Here is a 16,115-nt window from a genome sequence, read left to right as displayed (position 1 = left end):
TTTGATTATACCCTTTGATTCTAGGGCACCTCCTTTTTGTCATATTCAGCTTGCTCAAACGATTAGCGGACGCCCATCGTTTGAGTATTCATCAAGTTTCAATTCACATCTTCGTACCATTTTAACTCAAGGCATTTTAATTTACCGCCGTTTTAAGCCAACCCCCGCCGGCTCACAAGATAGACGATCACAATTAGCGGCAACGTCACCATCATGACCGGGTAGAACCAGGTCATCGACAGTACACTGGAAATCAGCCCACCAAAAATCGGTCCCAGGGACATGCCTAAGTCGACGCCAATGTAAAACGTGCTGTTGGCCAAACCATGGTCGGCTTCTGGTACCAGCGTTAGCGCCTTAGCCTGACAGATTGAAAACATCAAGCCGTAACCCGCTGCTAAACCGGCCGCGCCCAGCAAAAGCATCGCCCAGTTGGTCATATCCGTTAGGCCAATTAAGCCTAGCAGATTAAAAATCAGGCACAACCAGATGAACCGTTTAAATGGCACCCGGTCAAACCAGTCACGTAAGATCAGCCGCAAGACGAGTAAAATCACCGCGTAAACTGGGAAGAAGATCCCAGCGGCCACGTGAAAATGACGCGCGGCTGGACGATGCGAAAGTGCCGTTGCTGTGCATCCGCCTTGGGCACCGCCACCGGTTCACCGTGGTCACCTACAAATTGAATCATGATCACCAGTAGTAAGCTACAACCGGCTGCTAGCCAGAAGACACTTTGATAACTGTAATGCTGATACAAAAACACACTGATTGCGGGCCCACAAGCCATGCAGACGGAACAGAGGGTATAACCCAGACCATTCACGATTCGCAGTAGCATAATCAGGGTAACGTTAGTCGTTAAGCTGTAACCGAGACTAGCTAATAGTAACAGACAGCCCCCAATAAAGGTCAGCCGGTACTTCGACACCCGGTCAGTCAGATTACCTGCCAGGGGCCGCAAAACTAAGGACGTGAGGTTGGTCAACCCAGCAATCACCCCCGCTAGCACCGAACTCGCCCCGATACCGTGCGCAAATCCGGCAATCACCGGGTTGATCAACATCGGGCTCATTAGGAAGAAAAGCTCGCTACTAGGACTAACTTCACATCTGGCGTGTATAAACGCGTCTTCATCAATTCTCATCGCTCTCTAAATTTTGATTGACCTGTCGTAACAAATCTAAGAATAACTGTTGTTGTTGCTCATCGAGGTGTGCAAACATCTGCGCACTCGTTTGCCAGCCGTGTTGCCGTAACTGAGCACGTTTGGCACGGCCGCTCGCCGTCATCACCACCTGCTTGGCCCGCGCATCCGTGGGACTGACCACCAATTGGACGTAGCCACGCGCTTGCAACCGTTGGACGATCAAACGGGCCGTCTGGTGCGTGATACCCTGGCGCGCCTTAAACGCCGTCACCGTCTGCTTAGGATGGTCGGTAAAAAAGACGAGCGCATCCGCCTGCTCAGTCGTTAATCCGACCGTTCTTAAATGTTGATTACGGCGGCGCGTAATCTGCCTGGCTAGCACCAAGACTTGCCTAGCCACCATTTCATCATGATTCATCCCATCACCATCCCTATCTTTTATACAGCTAGCTGTGTATAATGTCAAGATTACACGTGCTGTTAAACTGATAGGGTCAGAGGACTGTAAAACGTTAACATCCCCATTATGTCAGCTGCGTTGGTCAGGTTCTATGATTAAATCATGCCAATTATCAAGTTCAAAAGCAGCCAGCTGAGGATCGCTGGAAACAGTGCGAGTTAGCGTAAACCTCCTGTGATGGGGTCGTCCTATGTCGGCTTCCAGGTATTTCTGACAACGCTGGAACGCGATGGACACAGATTTAAGCCGAAAGCCCACGTCTTAAATACTGGTCTTCCGCGTTAGCTGCAGTATAGATGAAATGTGTTCGGGTCAGACTGGGACTTCCGGTTAGCTACGCCAGAACGCCAAGCGGAAATTCACCGCTTAACGCTCTAGCTAGGCTAATCCTCAGTCCCAACCCGTCTGAACCTCACACTCTAAAAGCCGCTGAGCATTGTCAGAAACACCTTCCAGCCTGAGTTGTATTCGAAAGACAGACATGTGTGGACCAACATTTTGATGGATTTGTCGTTGATTCCTGGGTACACAGTCATTTTGACATTCAACCGTCGGACTGGGTTTTAATGTTAGCTAAGGCTCCTTACACATGCTGTCAGACAAGCAGCTTCAATGAGCTTATCAGAATTTCCTCTAGTCGCCTGAGATAGCAAAGTCTCAAATTCGAAACGACGGCAATTTCATCGACTCATTTCAAGACTAATTGCTATTGAATTTGTGGTATTGAGATGAGTAAATAGCATCCAGGAATCTTCTCAGTAATTAAATTTTATAAGTCTTTATCGATACCAACTAAAAGTTTGCCTGAAGGACCAGTCACCTAATAATCAGTGGTCAATTGTACCTAGATAGGTGGCTGTTCATCCGCAATTCGAGCGGGTTCCCGACTGGAGGGGCTGGCGGACAATGCTCAAGGGCGAAGTTCTTCTTGTCCGGGTGAGTTTCCCGGGCTAGAAGAAGACTCGCATTTTAAATTGCGCAGTGGGTTTCTGTGTGAGTTCAAATCGATGTCCGCTCTGTTCCAGCGTTGTCAGCCAGCCCCGGAAGTCGGAATAAGGAGATCACTGGCAGACGAACAGCAATCTAAACTGGCACGTTTCAATCATCTTTAACGCTCCCGAATTTTGAATACTAAACAATAATCAGCACAACGCGTAACCGAACAACATCATCAACGCACAAAAAAAGTTGTTAGCTCATGGAACGCTTAACAACTTCGCTGCTATGATTCAAATTTAGGATAGCGCATTTTTCTGCCGTTGTGCCGTCTGCCAGAGTGAAAAGGCCGTCCAACAACTGACGAGCACGATTAGCCAACTGAGGGCTGTTAAGGAAAGTGACTTAACGAGCGTCGCCGCAACGACCACACCCAGAATGCCGCCTAAGATAATCCCAAACAACCCGCGGTAATCGACACGGTCATGCCGAATGAAATTAACTGACGAAATCGGCATTAATAATGCACAGGACAACATCATGATTGGAAAAGCCGCAATCGGCGTCAAACCTAAGAAGTACACCATGACCATGCAAGGTGCGTACAGACCGACTCCCGCTGACATTAACAGGCCTAAAATAAAGTTACCCACGATTCCGGCAATCAACTTCCAGCCCACCAGGCCAGTTGCTTGATTGGCGACCCCTAATAAACTAATCAAACCTAGTAGTTTGGCCGCCATTAACAACGCCGTCACAATCAAAGCGCCAGCCATGATCAATTGGACCCACCGTTGATTGAGCTTCGTCATAACTTCACTACCTACTAATGCTCCGATTGTCGCGGCCAGCACCAAACTGATCAGTGTGACCGGGTCGACGGTGACCGCCGTCACAAAGAAAAAGGCCTCAAAGGCGGTCGGAATCGCATGCATCGTATTTAAAGTTCCCGGCAATTGGCGTTCATCTTTTAAATAGTGACTGGCTTGAAAAATCGCCGTTGAGACCACAAAACTGCCGATCCCCAACGTATCCAAAAAATCAGTCACCGCGCCAATCACCATTCCAAAACCAAAGGAATGGTCAAAAATAGCAGCGCCTTGGCGTTTCGCACCGGCTAACAGTAAGCCAAATAACCCGATGCTGAAAATCGCCAACACTATCACAATTGCAATGACCATCAATCTAACCCCACTCTCTTACTTACTCGTAGCATTATACTGTATTTCACCCGTCGAACCAATTATTTTTATCGCAGTCGAGTCTGAAATAAATACACTAAAATTCGGCAAACGGTTACAATAACAATCCGCGACTAGCTTGCAGGACCCTGCAGCCCATATGTTATCGATTATATGCTATAATCCAGGCAATTAGATTGCATACAATCTGTTTTTAAGTTTTCTTATTCAACCAAAATTACAATAGAAAGGTGGTCATAATATGAACACAGCCCCCATTCGACCGCTTGACGAGCACATCTGCTTTTCGGCCTATACGACGGTTCATGCGATTCAACGTTTATACCAGCCAACCTTGGCCGAACATCATCTCACGTACCCGCAGTACCTAGTCTTAGTGGCACTCTATGCTGATCCGCCTAAGGCTGTTCCCGTCAAAAAACTGAGTGCCCAGCTCGATTTGAGCACGGGCACCCTTACACCAATTTTAAAACGGATGACTAAGGCCGGTTTGATTGCCCGGCAACGCAATCCACACGATGACCGTAGCGTGCTCATTACCTTAACGGAAGCCGGGGTCACGACGCGCAAAGTCTTGAACACCCTGCCTAACATTTTAACGGAACGAGGCGGACTAGACGAAGCTGAGTGGCAACAGCTCCAGATGTTGATGAATAAGCTGATGCGTAACTTGACCGACCAATAAAACAGATAATATCTGTATATAAATAAGTTGCTGCATAAACCACTTATGGCACAATCAGCCTTGTCACCTCCACTCTGAATCTTCTGTAGCTCCAGGAAACCGCCTAGATGGTTTTATCGAACTTTTCTATTACTAAATCGTTATTAGTTCGGATTTTGACGTTATCAGACCCATAAAAGGGCGATATTTCGTTGTCAGCGTCGGTAATCTCTGGTATGCTAATTGCAATCATTTAGAATTTGGCTGCTCCAAGGAGGAATTCAGGTCATGCAGGAAACAAAACAAGAAACGACCTTGAACCGTTCACTCGGTTTTTGGTCGGCACTTTCACTCGTCGTGGGTACAGTTATTGGCTCAGGAATCTTCTTCAAACAGTCATCCGTTCTGGACAGCGCCGGTTCACCCAGTGCGGCGCTACTTGCTTGGCTGCTCGGTGGACTGATCACGTTGACGGCTGGCCTGACGATTGCCGAAGTTGGCGCGCAAATGCCGCACACTGGTGGCCTCTACGTCTACATGGAACAAATCTATGGCAAGCTCTGGGGCTTCCTTTCTGGCTGGATGCAGATTGCGGTCTACGGTCCCGCCATTATTGCCTCGATTGGTGCTTATCTAGGGATTCTGTTAGTCGGTTTCTTTAATTTGAGTTCTGGCTGGCAGGCGCCCCTTTCAATCGGTGTCATCGTTTTGATTGGGATTTTGAATATGTTCGAAAACCGCTGGGGCGCGGCCTTTCAAATTGCCACGACACTGGGTAAACTATTACCGATTGCGGCAATTATCATCTTCGGGCTGTTCTTCGGTAATCAAAACGCCTTTGGACAGTCCCTACATACGATCAGCCAATCAACTGGTAGTTTTGGGGTGGCGGTCCTCGCAACGTTATTTGCCTATGATGGTTGGATTTTGGTTGCTAACCTTGGTGGCGAGATCAAAAATCCCCAAAAGCTATTGCCTCAAGCCATTATTTTAGGCATCTCACTGGTGCTAATCGCCTACACCCTTGTAAGTTACGGTATCTTGCATTTTGTTCCAGCCGCCACAATCCACAAACTAGGGCAACAAACGACCTTGTACTTTGCCCAGGCGGCGTTTGGTACGATTGGTGGCCGATTACTGAACATCGGGATCATTATTTCGATGGTCGGCTGCTTGAACGGGAAAATCATGACGTTCCCCCGTATTGTGTATGCGATGGCGCACCAGAACCAGCTGCCGTTCGCCAAGCAACTCAGCTTTTTGCACAAGAAGTCGCATGAACCAATTGTGGCCACCATTGCCATCCTAGTGTATGCCAGCATCATGATTCTGTTCTTTAATCCCGACCGGCTGTCAGACCTGTGCATCTTCACAGTGTACTGCTTCTACGTCGCGACGTTTGTGGGCGTCTTTCTCCTTCGCAAACGCAATCCAGCATCCGCGCGGCCATTCTCAACGCCGGGCTTTCCAGTAACACCGCTGATTGCCATCTTAGGCGCCCTGTTCGTGATTATCAGTGAGATTGGTTCCGACCTTTCCGGTGTGCTGATTTCACTAGTCATCGTCGCAATTGGCTTTCCGATTTATTATTGGAAACGGCGACAGAATGCCACGCGCTGATTGCGAGAAAACTTTAATCTGAATTCAAATTAGAATAAGGCATGATTGCAAAAACGAGCACTGACAGAATTAAATGTTCTGGCAGTGCTCGTTTTTCGTGACTATTTTGATTTATAGCGTTTTAATATTCGTCAGCAAATAATCGACCTAATTTGACCTCCAGAGCTGGCTGCATTCAACCGATAAAACCGCACAAAAAAATCGCTCCACAACGGAACGATTTTTAACACCTCTATGCCAACTTCTTGTCCAGCACCCGTGATAAGACGAAGAGTGCGTAACAGATGATGAAGTACATGACTGCGATCATCAAGAACATTGGTAAGATGTAGGCTGAATTTTGCCCGTAAATAATTTGTGCGTGGTTCAGTAATTCTGGTAACACGATGATGGTGGCCAGTGACGTATCCTTGATCAAGGAAATGAATTGGCTCACGATCGTTGGAATCGTCTTCTTGATGGCTTGTGGGAAGACGATGTGCCACAACGCCTGTACGTAGCTCATCCCGTTGGCGCGGGCGCCTTCCATTTGGCCATAGTCCACCGCGAGAATCCCAGAACGAATGATTTCAGCTAACATGGCTGATTCGAAAATCGTCATCGCTAAGATTGCTGCGAAGATAATGCCGGGTTTGAAACCCAGATGTGGCAGGCCAAAATAAGTAAAGAAGATGATCAAAATTAATGGTAAGTTCCGGATGATGTCGACGATAAAGCCGACCACCGCTGACAAGTACTTGATTTTAACGTAGCGGAGCACCCCTAAGACCGAGCCGATAATAAAACTGGCAATGATGGAAACGACGGACACTTCCACCGTGACCCAGAGTCCTTCGAGCAAGAACCGGATGTTTATCCACGAATAAGCTTGAATAAAGTTTTGCATGAAACGTCGCCCCCTTCTAGTTAGCTAACTTCTTCTCGAGATGCCGCATGTAATAACTGAGCGGTAGCGTAATCACCAGGTAGAAGCACCCAACGACCACGTAACTGTTGATCGTGTCTAGTGATAACGACGCAATCGAGTTCGCTTGATACATCAAATCAAACCCAGCCACGAAGGCTAACACTGACGAGTTCTTCACCAAGTTGATGAATTGGTTACCCAATGGTGGGATGATGATTTTGAAGGCTTGTGGCAACACGATTTTGCTCATTGCTTGCCAGTAGGTCATCCCATTGGCACGGGCCCCTTCCATCTGACCAGGGTCCACGGATTGAATACCAGCCCGGACCGTTTCGGCGATGAAGGACGACGTATAAATCGTCAGCCCAATCGTCCCGGCAGTAAAACCGTCGATTTTGGCGACGTACATCGGAATAATCACGTAGAAAAACATCGCGATGACTAGCAATGGAATGTTCCGGAAAACTTCAATGTAGACCCGACCGATGATGCGCATCGTGCGACTGGGCAAGACTTCAAAGATTGCGAACATCGTCCCGATAATCGTACTAAATATCAGAGCGATCACACTGGATAACAACGTATATCCGAGACCTTGAATCAGCTCTGACCAATAATGCGTTAGAATGTATCCCATTAGCGTGACGCCTCCTTATAGTCGAAGCCGGCCACGTTCCCAAACCACTTCTTCAAGATGCGGTTATACGTCCCGTCCGCTTCAATTTCTTTTAATGCTTTATTTAATTCCTTTTTCAATGGCGTTTGCCCTTTGTTAACGGCAATCCCGTAAGGTTCCTTCGTAAAGGTCCCGCCGACGACTTCGTAACCTGGGTTTTGAGCAGCCATCCCATAAAGAATCCCGTTATCAGTCGTCAAGGCAACCCCTTGGCCTGATTTCAAGGCCGTCATTGCTTGTGCGTAGTCTGACAACTCTAACACTTTGGCCTTAGGCGCCACTTTTTTGATGTTTTCAACGGAGTTCGCACCCGTAACACCTAGAACCTTCGTGCCAGTTTTATTCAAATCTTTGACCGATTTAATCGAACTGCCCTTCTTCACCAGCAACGATTGCCCGGCATCGAAGTAGGAATCGGTAAAATCAACTTGTTTTTCCCGTTCGGGGGTGATAGTCATTGTGGCGATGATGGCATCGATATTCCCGTTTTTCAACAACGGAATCCGCGTCTGACTCGTCACTTGCACAAACTTGGCCGTGGCGTCTTTACCCAACACCCGTTTTGTGAGGGCTCTAGCGATATCAGCGTCAAACCCCTTGATGGTGTTGTCCTTAACGTCCATCAACCCAAATAACTTCGTATCAGCTTTAACACCCCAAGTGATAGTCTTGCTAGCCTTATCATTAGTCAAAACATCTTGTTTCGATAACGACTGCCGTGAACCGCAAGCGGTTAAGACCACCACTAGCACGGCGAGCATGCTGAGTGCGCCAATTAGTCGTTTTAGCTTCTTCATTCGTGGTCCTCCCCTACAAATTAGTGTGTAATAATTTTACTCAAGAATTGACGGGCCCGTTCATTGGTTGGTTGACCATCAAAGAATTTTTCCTTCGCATCGTCTTCCAGGATTTCGCCGTCAGCCATGAAAATAACCCGGTCCGCAACTTCACGGGCAAAGCCCATTTCATGCGTCACGACTAACATGGTCATACTGGAGTCTTCCGCGACACTCTTCATTACGTTCAACACATCATCAATCATTTCTGGGTCCAGCGCAGAGGTCGGTTCATCAAACAACAGGCACTTTGGCTTCATTGCGAGTGAACGCGCAATCGCGATCCGTTGTGATTGGCCCCCAGATAATTGACTTGGAAAACTGTTGGCTTTGTCAGCCAAGCCGACGCTATCTAGTAAATCCATCGCCAGCTTTTTATTTTCCGCTTCTGGCCGTTTTAAGACTAACCGCGGTGCAATCATAATATTTTCGAGCACCGTTTTATTGGCATATAGATTAAAGTGTTGGAAGACCATGCCGACATTTTTACGAATCTTGTTCATATCCGTCTTGCGGTCCGCCAAATCAAACCCATTGACTAACAACTGACCTGACTGGACTCGTTCCAAACCATTGACAGTTCGAATCAAGGTACTCTTACCTGAGCCAGAAGGTCCGATCAAAACAACTTTTTCACCTTCATTAATCGTTAAATTGATATTTTTGAGGGCGTGAAAATCACCATAATACTTTTCGACGTCGTGAAATTCGATCATTGACATTGCAGTCACCTTCGCTTTCTCTATCAGCCTGTTGACTGACGGTCTAGAATTATTGCATTAATTTATAAAGTTAAGAAATCCTTATTCTTCGTTAATGCTATTTAAATAGTTTAATACATAATTAGTAATTTTGTCAAAAAGGAGTCAAATATTGTTCGATATCAATAAAATAGTGAGAAAGTCATCCGTTGTTTTCAGTTAAATTAACTGAATCCATCTAGATATCTTGAACAATCTAGTCCTAAGTGCGCCTATAATTCGTGTTTTATCAGCGTTTTTCAGTCTTGTAATAAGAATTTATCAATACACTTAATAAAAATTTTATTATTCCGACTCGCTCATTAGGTCAATCATACCACTACCGTAGCCAACCAATGCTTCTCAGGCATAAATTTCATGATTTAACCGGTTAACAAACGACCTTAATGCTTCGTTAATCCTTTCGATAAGCTTTCTTTACTAATCCCTGCTAGACTCATTTCAATGACAATCATCGATAGGAGCTGATTAAATGTTAATTGACCAAGCCACCAACATGACCAATATTATCGCCGCTCAAATCATCAAGGTGTTTTATCCATTTGTCATCGCCAAAACGGAGGCTGGCGAATACTTGAGCCTCAATTTATCGACCAATGAACAACGGGACCCACTCTTCTGGGATGAACTGCGCAGCATCTTGCAAGCAAAACTCTGGGTGCCAATCGGTCGCCACTATCACCAGTTGCTCGACAACGGCTGGTTAGCGGTCGGCATCAGTTGACGATTAGTTGACGTTTTGCTGACTCTTCACCTGACATGGTCCTAGCAGGTATCCGACTGATTTCGTCCGCTCAATTTGCACCCAAACTTAGCCCCATATAATTGAATCACACTTAAATTTAAATAGTCGCTTCAAGAATTTACCATTAAATTCCCGAAGCGACTATTTTCCAATCAATTAACACCATTATCAGCGTCTCACTCAACCGTCGCCGTGCCCACACCGCGTCTAGTTTCAAGTTTAGTTAAAAGGCATGTTCACTCGTGCCACCGTTCAGAATCGTCACGACGTCATCCAAACTAATCTCGACCATGTTTTTGACCGCCAAATTCGTGTAGAAGCCGACATGTGGCGTAATGATCACGTTCGGCATCTGCATGAGTTGTGCCACGTTGGTATCTTGCAATACTTCGCCCTGATGGTCTTGGTTGAACAACTCATTTTCACCTTCGACCGTATCCAGCGCACAGCCCGCGATTTCGTCTGCTTTTAAGGCTGCGACCAGGTCAGCCGTCACAATGACTGGCCCCCGTGAAGCGTTAATAATGTAGGCATCGGACTTCATGACTTTTAACGCCGCTGCGTCAATTAAGCCTTGCGACGTTGGATTGAGGTCCACGTGCAAGTCGACCACATCTGCCTGCCGTAACAAGTCTTCCTTAGTATCGACGTAGGTCAAAACGTCGGTTAACTCAGGATGGCGCACGACATCGTAGGCAATCACTTTAGCGCCGAGACCGTGGAACAAGCGGGCTGCTGTCCCACCGATTCGACCAGCGCCAATAATTCCAACGGTTAACGACCGGATTTCACGTGCTTGCAACCCCGCCCACTGGAAGTTCTGTTGCCCGATACGTTGGTCAAACAGTTCCAAGTTCCGAATCAAACGCATCGTTTGTGCCACCGACATTTCAGCAACTGAATTCGGCGAATAAGCCGGTACGTTGGTGACCACTAACCCGGCAGCCTTGGCAGCGGGAATATCGATCGTATCGACCCCGGCCGTCCGACTGGTCAATTGTTTCAACCCAGCCGCAGCCAAATCCTGATACAAACTAGCGTCGCCGCCAATTGGACTCCGTTGTTGGATGACAAGGCCATCGTAACCCTTGACCAAGCCTGCAGTATCCGGGTGGAATTCTAAGTCATTGGTATCGACCTGAATTTGGTGTGCTGCAGCCCACGCTTGAATGGCATCCTGTTCGTCATCGCGAACACTATACATTAAAATTTTCATGATTACTTGGCCTCCTGTGCTTTGCTGGCAACGTATTGACTGATTCGTTCAACGGCCGTCTTCAAATCGGCCATGGATGCGGCGTAACTGATTCGAACGTAGCCTTCACCACCAGGGCCAAATGAGCTTCCGGGAATCAATGCGACGCGGGCCTCATGGGCCAATTCACGACAGAATGCCATACTGTCTTGTGGCAACCCGGCCGGAATCTTACTGAATAGGTAGAATGCCCCTTCTGGTTTGGCAGATTTGAAACCCAATTGATTTAACGCGTCGTACAAGTAATCGCGACGGGCCTGGTATTCGCGCTTCATTTGTTGCGCGTCATCGAGGCCATTTTTGAGTGCTTCCGTCGCGGCAGCTTGGGCATTGGTGGTCGTCGAAGTCACCGTGAATTGATGAATCTTTCCCAGTTGGGTCGTAATTGCCTTAGGCGCACACATGATGCCAATCCGCCAGCCGGTCATCGCGTGTGACTTCGAGACCCCGTTTAGTAAAATCGTCTGCTCTGGTAAGTAAGATGCAATCGATTCATGCCGCTCCCCATAGGTCAGTTCACTGTAGATTTCATCTGATAAAACGAAGATTGGTTGGTCCGCCAAGACAGCCGCCAATGCCTTCAAATCATCATGCCGATACGTCACACCAGTGGGGTTCGAGGGGAAGTTCAAGACAACGGCTTTGGTCTTAGGATGGTCGTTGAGCGCCTGTTGTAATTGTTCTGGTGAGAGCACGAAGCCGTTCTTGGACGTATCCATAAATACCGGCGTTGCGCCCGCCAACTTCACGATGGCAATGTACAGTGGGAAGATGGGCGTCGGAATCAAGACTCCATCGCCAGGATTCAAAATTGAACTTAACGCCGTGTAGATGCCACCCGTCGCCCCCGCGGTAATAATCACTTCGCTAGCTGGGTCATAGTGCACATCGTATTTTTTCGCTAAGAAGTCGGCTGCCGCAGTTCGTAACGCCATCGTCCCATTCGAAGGCGCATAGTGACTTTCATCGTTTTCGATACTCTTAATCGCGGCCTGCTTAACGTGTTCCGGTGTATTGAAATCTGGTTCACCGAGTGTTAAACGAACGATGCCGGGGATCGACGCGATCTCGGCGTTGAAGGCTAAAATATCAGACGGCTGAATCGCCGCGATTTCATGATTCATTTGTTGGACGAGTGTTTCTGCATTAATTGACATAGGGGTTCCTCCCGAATTTTAGTTAAGTTTAGTTGGTGGAAGCGGCTTGGATCAGAGCGAAAAAAGCGCACCCTCTGAAAATTCAAAGGGTGCGCGACAACGCAAATACAGAATTATTAGCCACCCTTGGAATTTTCAAACATCCATGGGCGCCGTTAAATCACAAAATGCTTTTGGCAACCGCATCGATGCAAACATCGGATTCGTGTTTGCACCTAAGCAGCGGGCACAAACACTAGCGAAAATACCAAAAGTAAAAGCTAGTTCTAGATTTTAATGAATTTAACGGTAATGACATATCATTAGCTCCTCATCAATTGTTAATCTAACTATAATGGTTGTTGTCAGCACTGTCAAGGGTCAATTTGGTATACTGAGAGTAAATCCACTTTGGAAGGACCGATTATTATGACTTACCAGGCACTGATGTTTGATATTGACGGGACGTTAACGAATAGTCAACCAGCCTATACGACGGTGATGCGGGAAGTTTTGGCAACCTATGGCAAACCGTTCAGCGATGCGCAGGCCCAAAAGACTTTTCCGATGGCCGCTGAACAAGCGATGGCTGAGCTCGGTATTGCTGCCAGTGAATTCGACCATTTTCAGGCACAGTATGAAGATGTGATGGCGAGTCATTACGATGAAATCGACCTTTATCCAGGCATCACGACCTTATTCGAACGACTGCCTGCGGACTTGCGCCTCGGTATCGTGACCTCACAACGTCGCAATGAACTTGAAAGCGGCATGCGCAATTATCCGTTCATGATGCGGATGACCGTGACTATCAGTGCCGACGATACTGAACGGCGTAAACCTGACCCACAGCCATTGTTGACGGCGCTCGGCATGGTCAACGTTGCGCCAGAAAACGCCCTCTTCATCGGCGATTCGCTGAGTGACGAACAAACGGCCCACGCTGCCAACGTCGACTTTGGTTTAGCTTCCTGGGGGATGGACCCGAATGCGGAACACGTGCATGTGGCGCACCGATTTGAACAACCATTGGATATTTTGGAACTCTTTAAGTAATCGACGGTCAGTTAAAAATTCGTTATCCTGCTTAACTAAGACGAAACCGGTAGTTATCTGAATTCAGATAGCTACCGGTTTTTGCGCGCTTTTGAATACTTGTGATTTACTGCTTACATTGAAACGTGCTAAATGCCACAGTCAGTTCCGCTTAACCCTGTTCCGCTAATCATCCACAACCCGATGACCAAACCGCGTTCTACCTAGATGGCCGAAACGTGGTTCTAAAGGCAGTTTGAGCCGCTTAACACTAAAAGGACCATCATCCAAGTTCAGGATGATAGCCCTTTTACCTACCGCTCTCTATCTTTACAGTCGAAACGTGCTAAAAGCCACAGCCAGCTCTGCTTAACCCTGTTCCGCTAATCATCCCAAAACCGGATGACCAAACCGCGTTCTACCTAGATGGCCGAAACGTGGTTCTAAAGGCAGTTTGGGCCGTTTAACACTAAAAGGGCCATCATCCAAGCCCGGGATGATAACCCTTTTACCTACCGCTCTCTATCTTTACAGTCGAAACGTGCTAAAAGCCACAGTCAGTTCCGCTTAACCCTGTTCCGCTAATCATCCAAAAACCGGATGACCAGCCGCTCTACCTAGATGGCCGAAACGTGGTTCTAAAGGCAGTTTGTTCCGCTTAACAATAAAAGGGCCATCATCCAAGCCCAGGATGATAGCCCTTTTACCGTTAATGCTCACAAACTAACCGCCTTTAGAACCACTCTTATTCTTGCCTATCCTCATACGCCACCTGCGCCGTGACCTGGTAATCACCTGGCTGCTCGATGGCTGAGGTCCGACCTGCGATTTTGCTCATGCCGCCCGTGATCACTGTTGAAGCGAGATACAGCTTGTAGTCCTCATGGGCATCGTGGACATCCGTCAAGCCGACTTTCGTAATATGCCCGACTGGTGACTGGTCCATCTGGTTGATACCCGCATAGATGACCAAACGATGGTTTTCCAATTTCAGTTGTGAAAATGGGATCTGAATCCCCTGCCCAATCGCATATACCGGTTCGCCGGTTGCTTGGGCCTGCTGGATGACCGCATCATCACTCATGCCACCGTAATCCAACCGCACGATATTAGCCGCTTGCAACTGATCGACGATTTGATGCACATTTTCCTGTTCGATATGCGACGTTTTGACCGTGGCCGGCAATAATTCCTGACCATCAAAAATCCCATTGGCCGGAATGTAGGGTTGTTGCTGGTTATTTTGCGCTTGCTGTTCAGCAGCCAACGCTTCCTTAGTTTTACCGCCTAACAATTTTTCAATTTTCGGTGATAAATCATACTTGGCTGTCTTATTAGTAAAGTAATAAATCACGTTTAACGTAATAAAGTAAATCAACGCCAAGAAGACTAACATGTAGAGGATACCGCGTAACCACGCACCGTTTTGCATCAAGCGGATGGCGACGTAGCCCAAATACAGGTTACCAGCGATACCAATGCCAATATAAATTTGATTTTTAATCTTAACATTGACGTTGACGTACCCCAACGCATGATTAATCATATCTAAAATACTAAACATTCACTATTCGCTCCCGTCGTCAGTAGTCGTCGTCGCTGACTGTGTGGTCGTCGAGCTGGACGTCGTCGTTGCACTTGATGAGGTCGTCGATGAACTATCATCATCGTCATCATCCGTCGTCGTGGCGGCACTGCTGCTACTGCTTGAAGCATCGTCGTCATCCGTCGTACTAGAACTTGTATCCGTCGTCGAACTCGACGTACTGCTGGTCTTGTCCGCGCTACTACTGCTACTTGAGTTGTTATCTTCATCATCCGTGGATGAATCCGAACTCGATTTGTCTTTGGATTTACTTTCATCGGAGCTATCATCAGCGGCCTTCTTCGCACTGCTTGAAGTCGCTGACGAGCTTTTGACGACACTGCTGCTGGCCTTGGCACCATTCACAGTATGGGTGGTTTTATTAACGACCACGTTGGTTGCGCCGAGCGCTAAAACGATCGACACGATTGCAAATGGTGAAATAAATGGTGGTGTTCGATAAGCCATCGCTGTCATTCCCTTCTGAGGCTTTCCTGTTATTCTTTCTAATCTATAATTAAACCATGCTCACGGGTAGAATGCACTAATTCCAACCCAAATTAATAAACTCTTTACCGCCAGCCGCCATAAAAAAAGCCGACCTTTCGTCAGCTATTCAACGCTTGTTTTTTCGTACAGTCCGCACACAACCCATAAATCTCGATTCGATGCCCGGTAATCGTGCAACCAGGCAGTTGCGCTTCGTATTCATCCAGCGGACAAGCCTCGAGTTCCGTGACCTTGCCACAATTCGAGCACACAAAATGATGATGGTGCTGGTGCTTGAAGTCACATTGATATTTCACGAGCGTCTGATTCGCCTGGGCTTTCAATTCGAGTAGGCCCAACGTTTCAAATTCCTTAATATTTCGATAAATAGTATTGTGGCTCATCCCTGAAAATAGCGTGCGCATATGCTCATCAACTTCCGAGATGGCGACGTAATGGTCCTGATAGGTGACCAGATAATCTAAAAGTGCTTGCCGCTGCTTGGTAATCTTGAGTTGATTACGGCGTAAAATCGCGACGGCTTGTTCAATTGGTGTTTCCATTGCTTGTTGCCTCCTACCGACCAGGACTCGACTAAATCATAATCATTACTATTTAGTTTAGCATAGTCACCCATAAAAGTGAATCTTGTTGCCCG

General features: G+C 47.3%; 16 protein-coding genes and 1 pseudogene. 5 read left to right on the top strand and 12 right to left on the bottom strand.

The genetic code is table 11. From position 1 onward, the window contains the following. Positions 1-152 precede the first annotated feature (152 nt). The 3 genes and pseudogenes from KGF70_RS07885 to KGF70_RS07875 all read right to left on the bottom strand — a co-directional run bounded on the left by KGF70_RS07885 (position 153) and on the right by KGF70_RS07875 (position 3,727). A pseudogene (locus tag KGF70_RS07885) lies at positions 153-1,137 on the bottom strand (MFS transporter). Continuing rightward, on the bottom strand, positions 1,137-1,568 hold the full coding sequence (locus KGF70_RS07880) for a MarR family winged helix-turn-helix transcriptional regulator (RefSeq protein WP_216768274.1): 432 nt from the start codon (positions 1,566-1,568) through the stop codon (positions 1,137-1,139). The pseudogene KGF70_RS07885 and the gene KGF70_RS07880 overlap by 1 nt, the downstream one beginning before the upstream one ends. Positions 1,569-2,845: 1,277 nt before the next feature. Continuing rightward, positions 2,846-3,727: a sulfite exporter TauE/SafE family protein gene (locus KGF70_RS07875; RefSeq protein ID WP_003637954.1), complete on the bottom strand. Its 882-nt coding sequence runs from the start codon at positions 3,725-3,727 to the stop codon at positions 2,846-2,848. Between the two features lie 262 nt (positions 3,728-3,989). Here KGF70_RS07875 and KGF70_RS07870 point away from each other — a divergent pair, with 262 nt between their 5' ends. Beyond that, positions 3,990-4,433, top strand: coding sequence for a MarR family winged helix-turn-helix transcriptional regulator (locus KGF70_RS07870; RefSeq protein ID WP_122211018.1), 444 nt, complete (start codon positions 3,990-3,992; stop codon positions 4,431-4,433). Positions 4,434-4,700: 267 nt separating this feature from the next. Beyond that, positions 4,701-6,032: an APC family permease gene (locus KGF70_RS07865; protein ID WP_216768272.1), complete on the top strand. Its 1,332-nt coding sequence runs from the start codon at positions 4,701-4,703 to the stop codon at positions 6,030-6,032. A gap of 232 nt (positions 6,033-6,264) precedes the next feature. Here the strand turns inward: KGF70_RS07865 and KGF70_RS07860 are convergent, their stop codons facing one another. From KGF70_RS07860 to KGF70_RS07845, 4 genes are read right to left on the bottom strand one after another with little or no spacing between them, the layout of a single operon-like run. After that, positions 6,265-6,918, bottom strand: coding sequence for an amino acid ABC transporter permease (locus tag KGF70_RS07860; RefSeq protein ID WP_216786430.1), 654 nt, complete (start codon positions 6,916-6,918; stop codon positions 6,265-6,267). A gap of 16 nt (positions 6,919-6,934) precedes the next feature. Next, positions 6,935-7,576: an amino acid ABC transporter permease gene (locus tag KGF70_RS07855; protein ID WP_003637950.1), complete on the bottom strand. Its 642-nt coding sequence runs from the start codon at positions 7,574-7,576 to the stop codon at positions 6,935-6,937. Beyond that, positions 7,576-8,412: a transporter substrate-binding domain-containing protein gene (locus KGF70_RS07850; protein WP_050339068.1), complete on the bottom strand. Its 837-nt coding sequence runs from the start codon at positions 8,410-8,412 to the stop codon at positions 7,576-7,578. Before KGF70_RS07850 ends, KGF70_RS07855 begins: the two co-directional genes overlap by 1 nt. A gap of 20 nt (positions 8,413-8,432) precedes the next feature. Further along, entirely contained in the window at positions 8,433-9,173 is a 741-nt protein-coding gene (locus tag KGF70_RS07845; RefSeq protein WP_003637948.1) for an amino acid ABC transporter ATP-binding protein, read from the bottom strand. 511 nt (positions 9,174-9,684) lie between these two features. On the opposite strand from KGF70_RS07845, the gene KGF70_RS07840 reads away from it, so the two are divergent. After that, positions 9,685-9,936, top strand: coding sequence for a hypothetical protein (locus KGF70_RS07840; RefSeq protein ID WP_050339069.1), 252 nt, complete (start codon positions 9,685-9,687; stop codon positions 9,934-9,936). Positions 9,937-10,180: 244 nt separating this feature from the next. Here the strand turns inward: KGF70_RS07840 and KGF70_RS07835 are convergent, their stop codons facing one another. Both KGF70_RS07835 and KGF70_RS07830 read right to left on the bottom strand, forming a co-directional pair. Then, positions 10,181-11,173 carry a D-2-hydroxyacid dehydrogenase gene (locus KGF70_RS07835; RefSeq protein ID WP_216768271.1) on the bottom strand — a complete coding sequence of 331 codons (993 nt, stop codon included), beginning with the start codon at positions 11,171-11,173 and terminating at the stop codon, positions 10,181-10,183. A 2-nt stretch (positions 11,174-11,175) separates the two neighbouring features. After that, the gene (locus KGF70_RS07830; protein ID WP_216768269.1) at positions 11,176-12,369 is read right to left on the bottom strand and encodes an aminotransferase class I/II-fold pyridoxal phosphate-dependent enzyme; all 1,194 of its coding nucleotides are present in this window, start codon (positions 12,367-12,369) and stop codon (positions 11,176-11,178) included. 46 nt (positions 12,370-12,415) lie between these two features. Between KGF70_RS07830 and KGF70_RS07825 the strand changes: the two genes are divergently transcribed. Then, the gene (locus tag KGF70_RS07825; protein WP_050339071.1) at positions 12,416-12,646 is read left to right on the top strand and encodes a hypothetical protein; all 231 of its coding nucleotides are present in this window, start codon (positions 12,416-12,418) and stop codon (positions 12,644-12,646) included. A 131-nt stretch (positions 12,647-12,777) separates the two neighbouring features. Beyond that, positions 12,778-13,404: an HAD family hydrolase gene (locus KGF70_RS07820; protein ID WP_088769940.1), complete on the top strand. Its 627-nt coding sequence runs from the start codon at positions 12,778-12,780 to the stop codon at positions 13,402-13,404. Positions 13,405-14,128: 724 nt separating this feature from the next. Here KGF70_RS07820 and KGF70_RS07815 read toward each other — a convergent pair. The 3 genes from KGF70_RS07815 to KGF70_RS07805 form a co-directional block, all read right to left on the bottom strand. Beyond that, positions 14,129-14,947 carry a DUF6681 family protein gene (locus KGF70_RS07815; RefSeq protein ID WP_216768267.1) on the bottom strand — a complete coding sequence of 273 codons (819 nt, stop codon included), beginning with the start codon at positions 14,945-14,947 and terminating at the stop codon, positions 14,129-14,131. A 3-nt stretch (positions 14,948-14,950) separates the two neighbouring features. Further along, the gene (locus KGF70_RS07810; protein WP_216786429.1) at positions 14,951-15,436 is read right to left on the bottom strand and encodes a hypothetical protein; all 486 of its coding nucleotides are present in this window, start codon (positions 15,434-15,436) and stop codon (positions 14,951-14,953) included. Positions 15,437-15,576: 140 nt separating this feature from the next. After that, positions 15,577-16,020 carry a Fur family transcriptional regulator gene (locus KGF70_RS07805; RefSeq protein ID WP_003637937.1) on the bottom strand — a complete coding sequence of 148 codons (444 nt, stop codon included), beginning with the start codon at positions 16,018-16,020 and terminating at the stop codon, positions 15,577-15,579. Positions 16,021-16,115: the final 95 nt, after the last annotated feature.

Origin of the sequence: Lactiplantibacillus sp. 7.2.4, assembly GCF_018991185.1 — a bacterium.
GTDB classification, from domain to species: domain Bacteria; phylum Bacillota; class Bacilli; order Lactobacillales; family Lactobacillaceae; genus Lactiplantibacillus; species Lactiplantibacillus pentosus.
The sequence above is the reverse complement of the archived record's forward strand: the minus strand, read 5'-3'. Positions and strand labels throughout refer to the sequence as shown.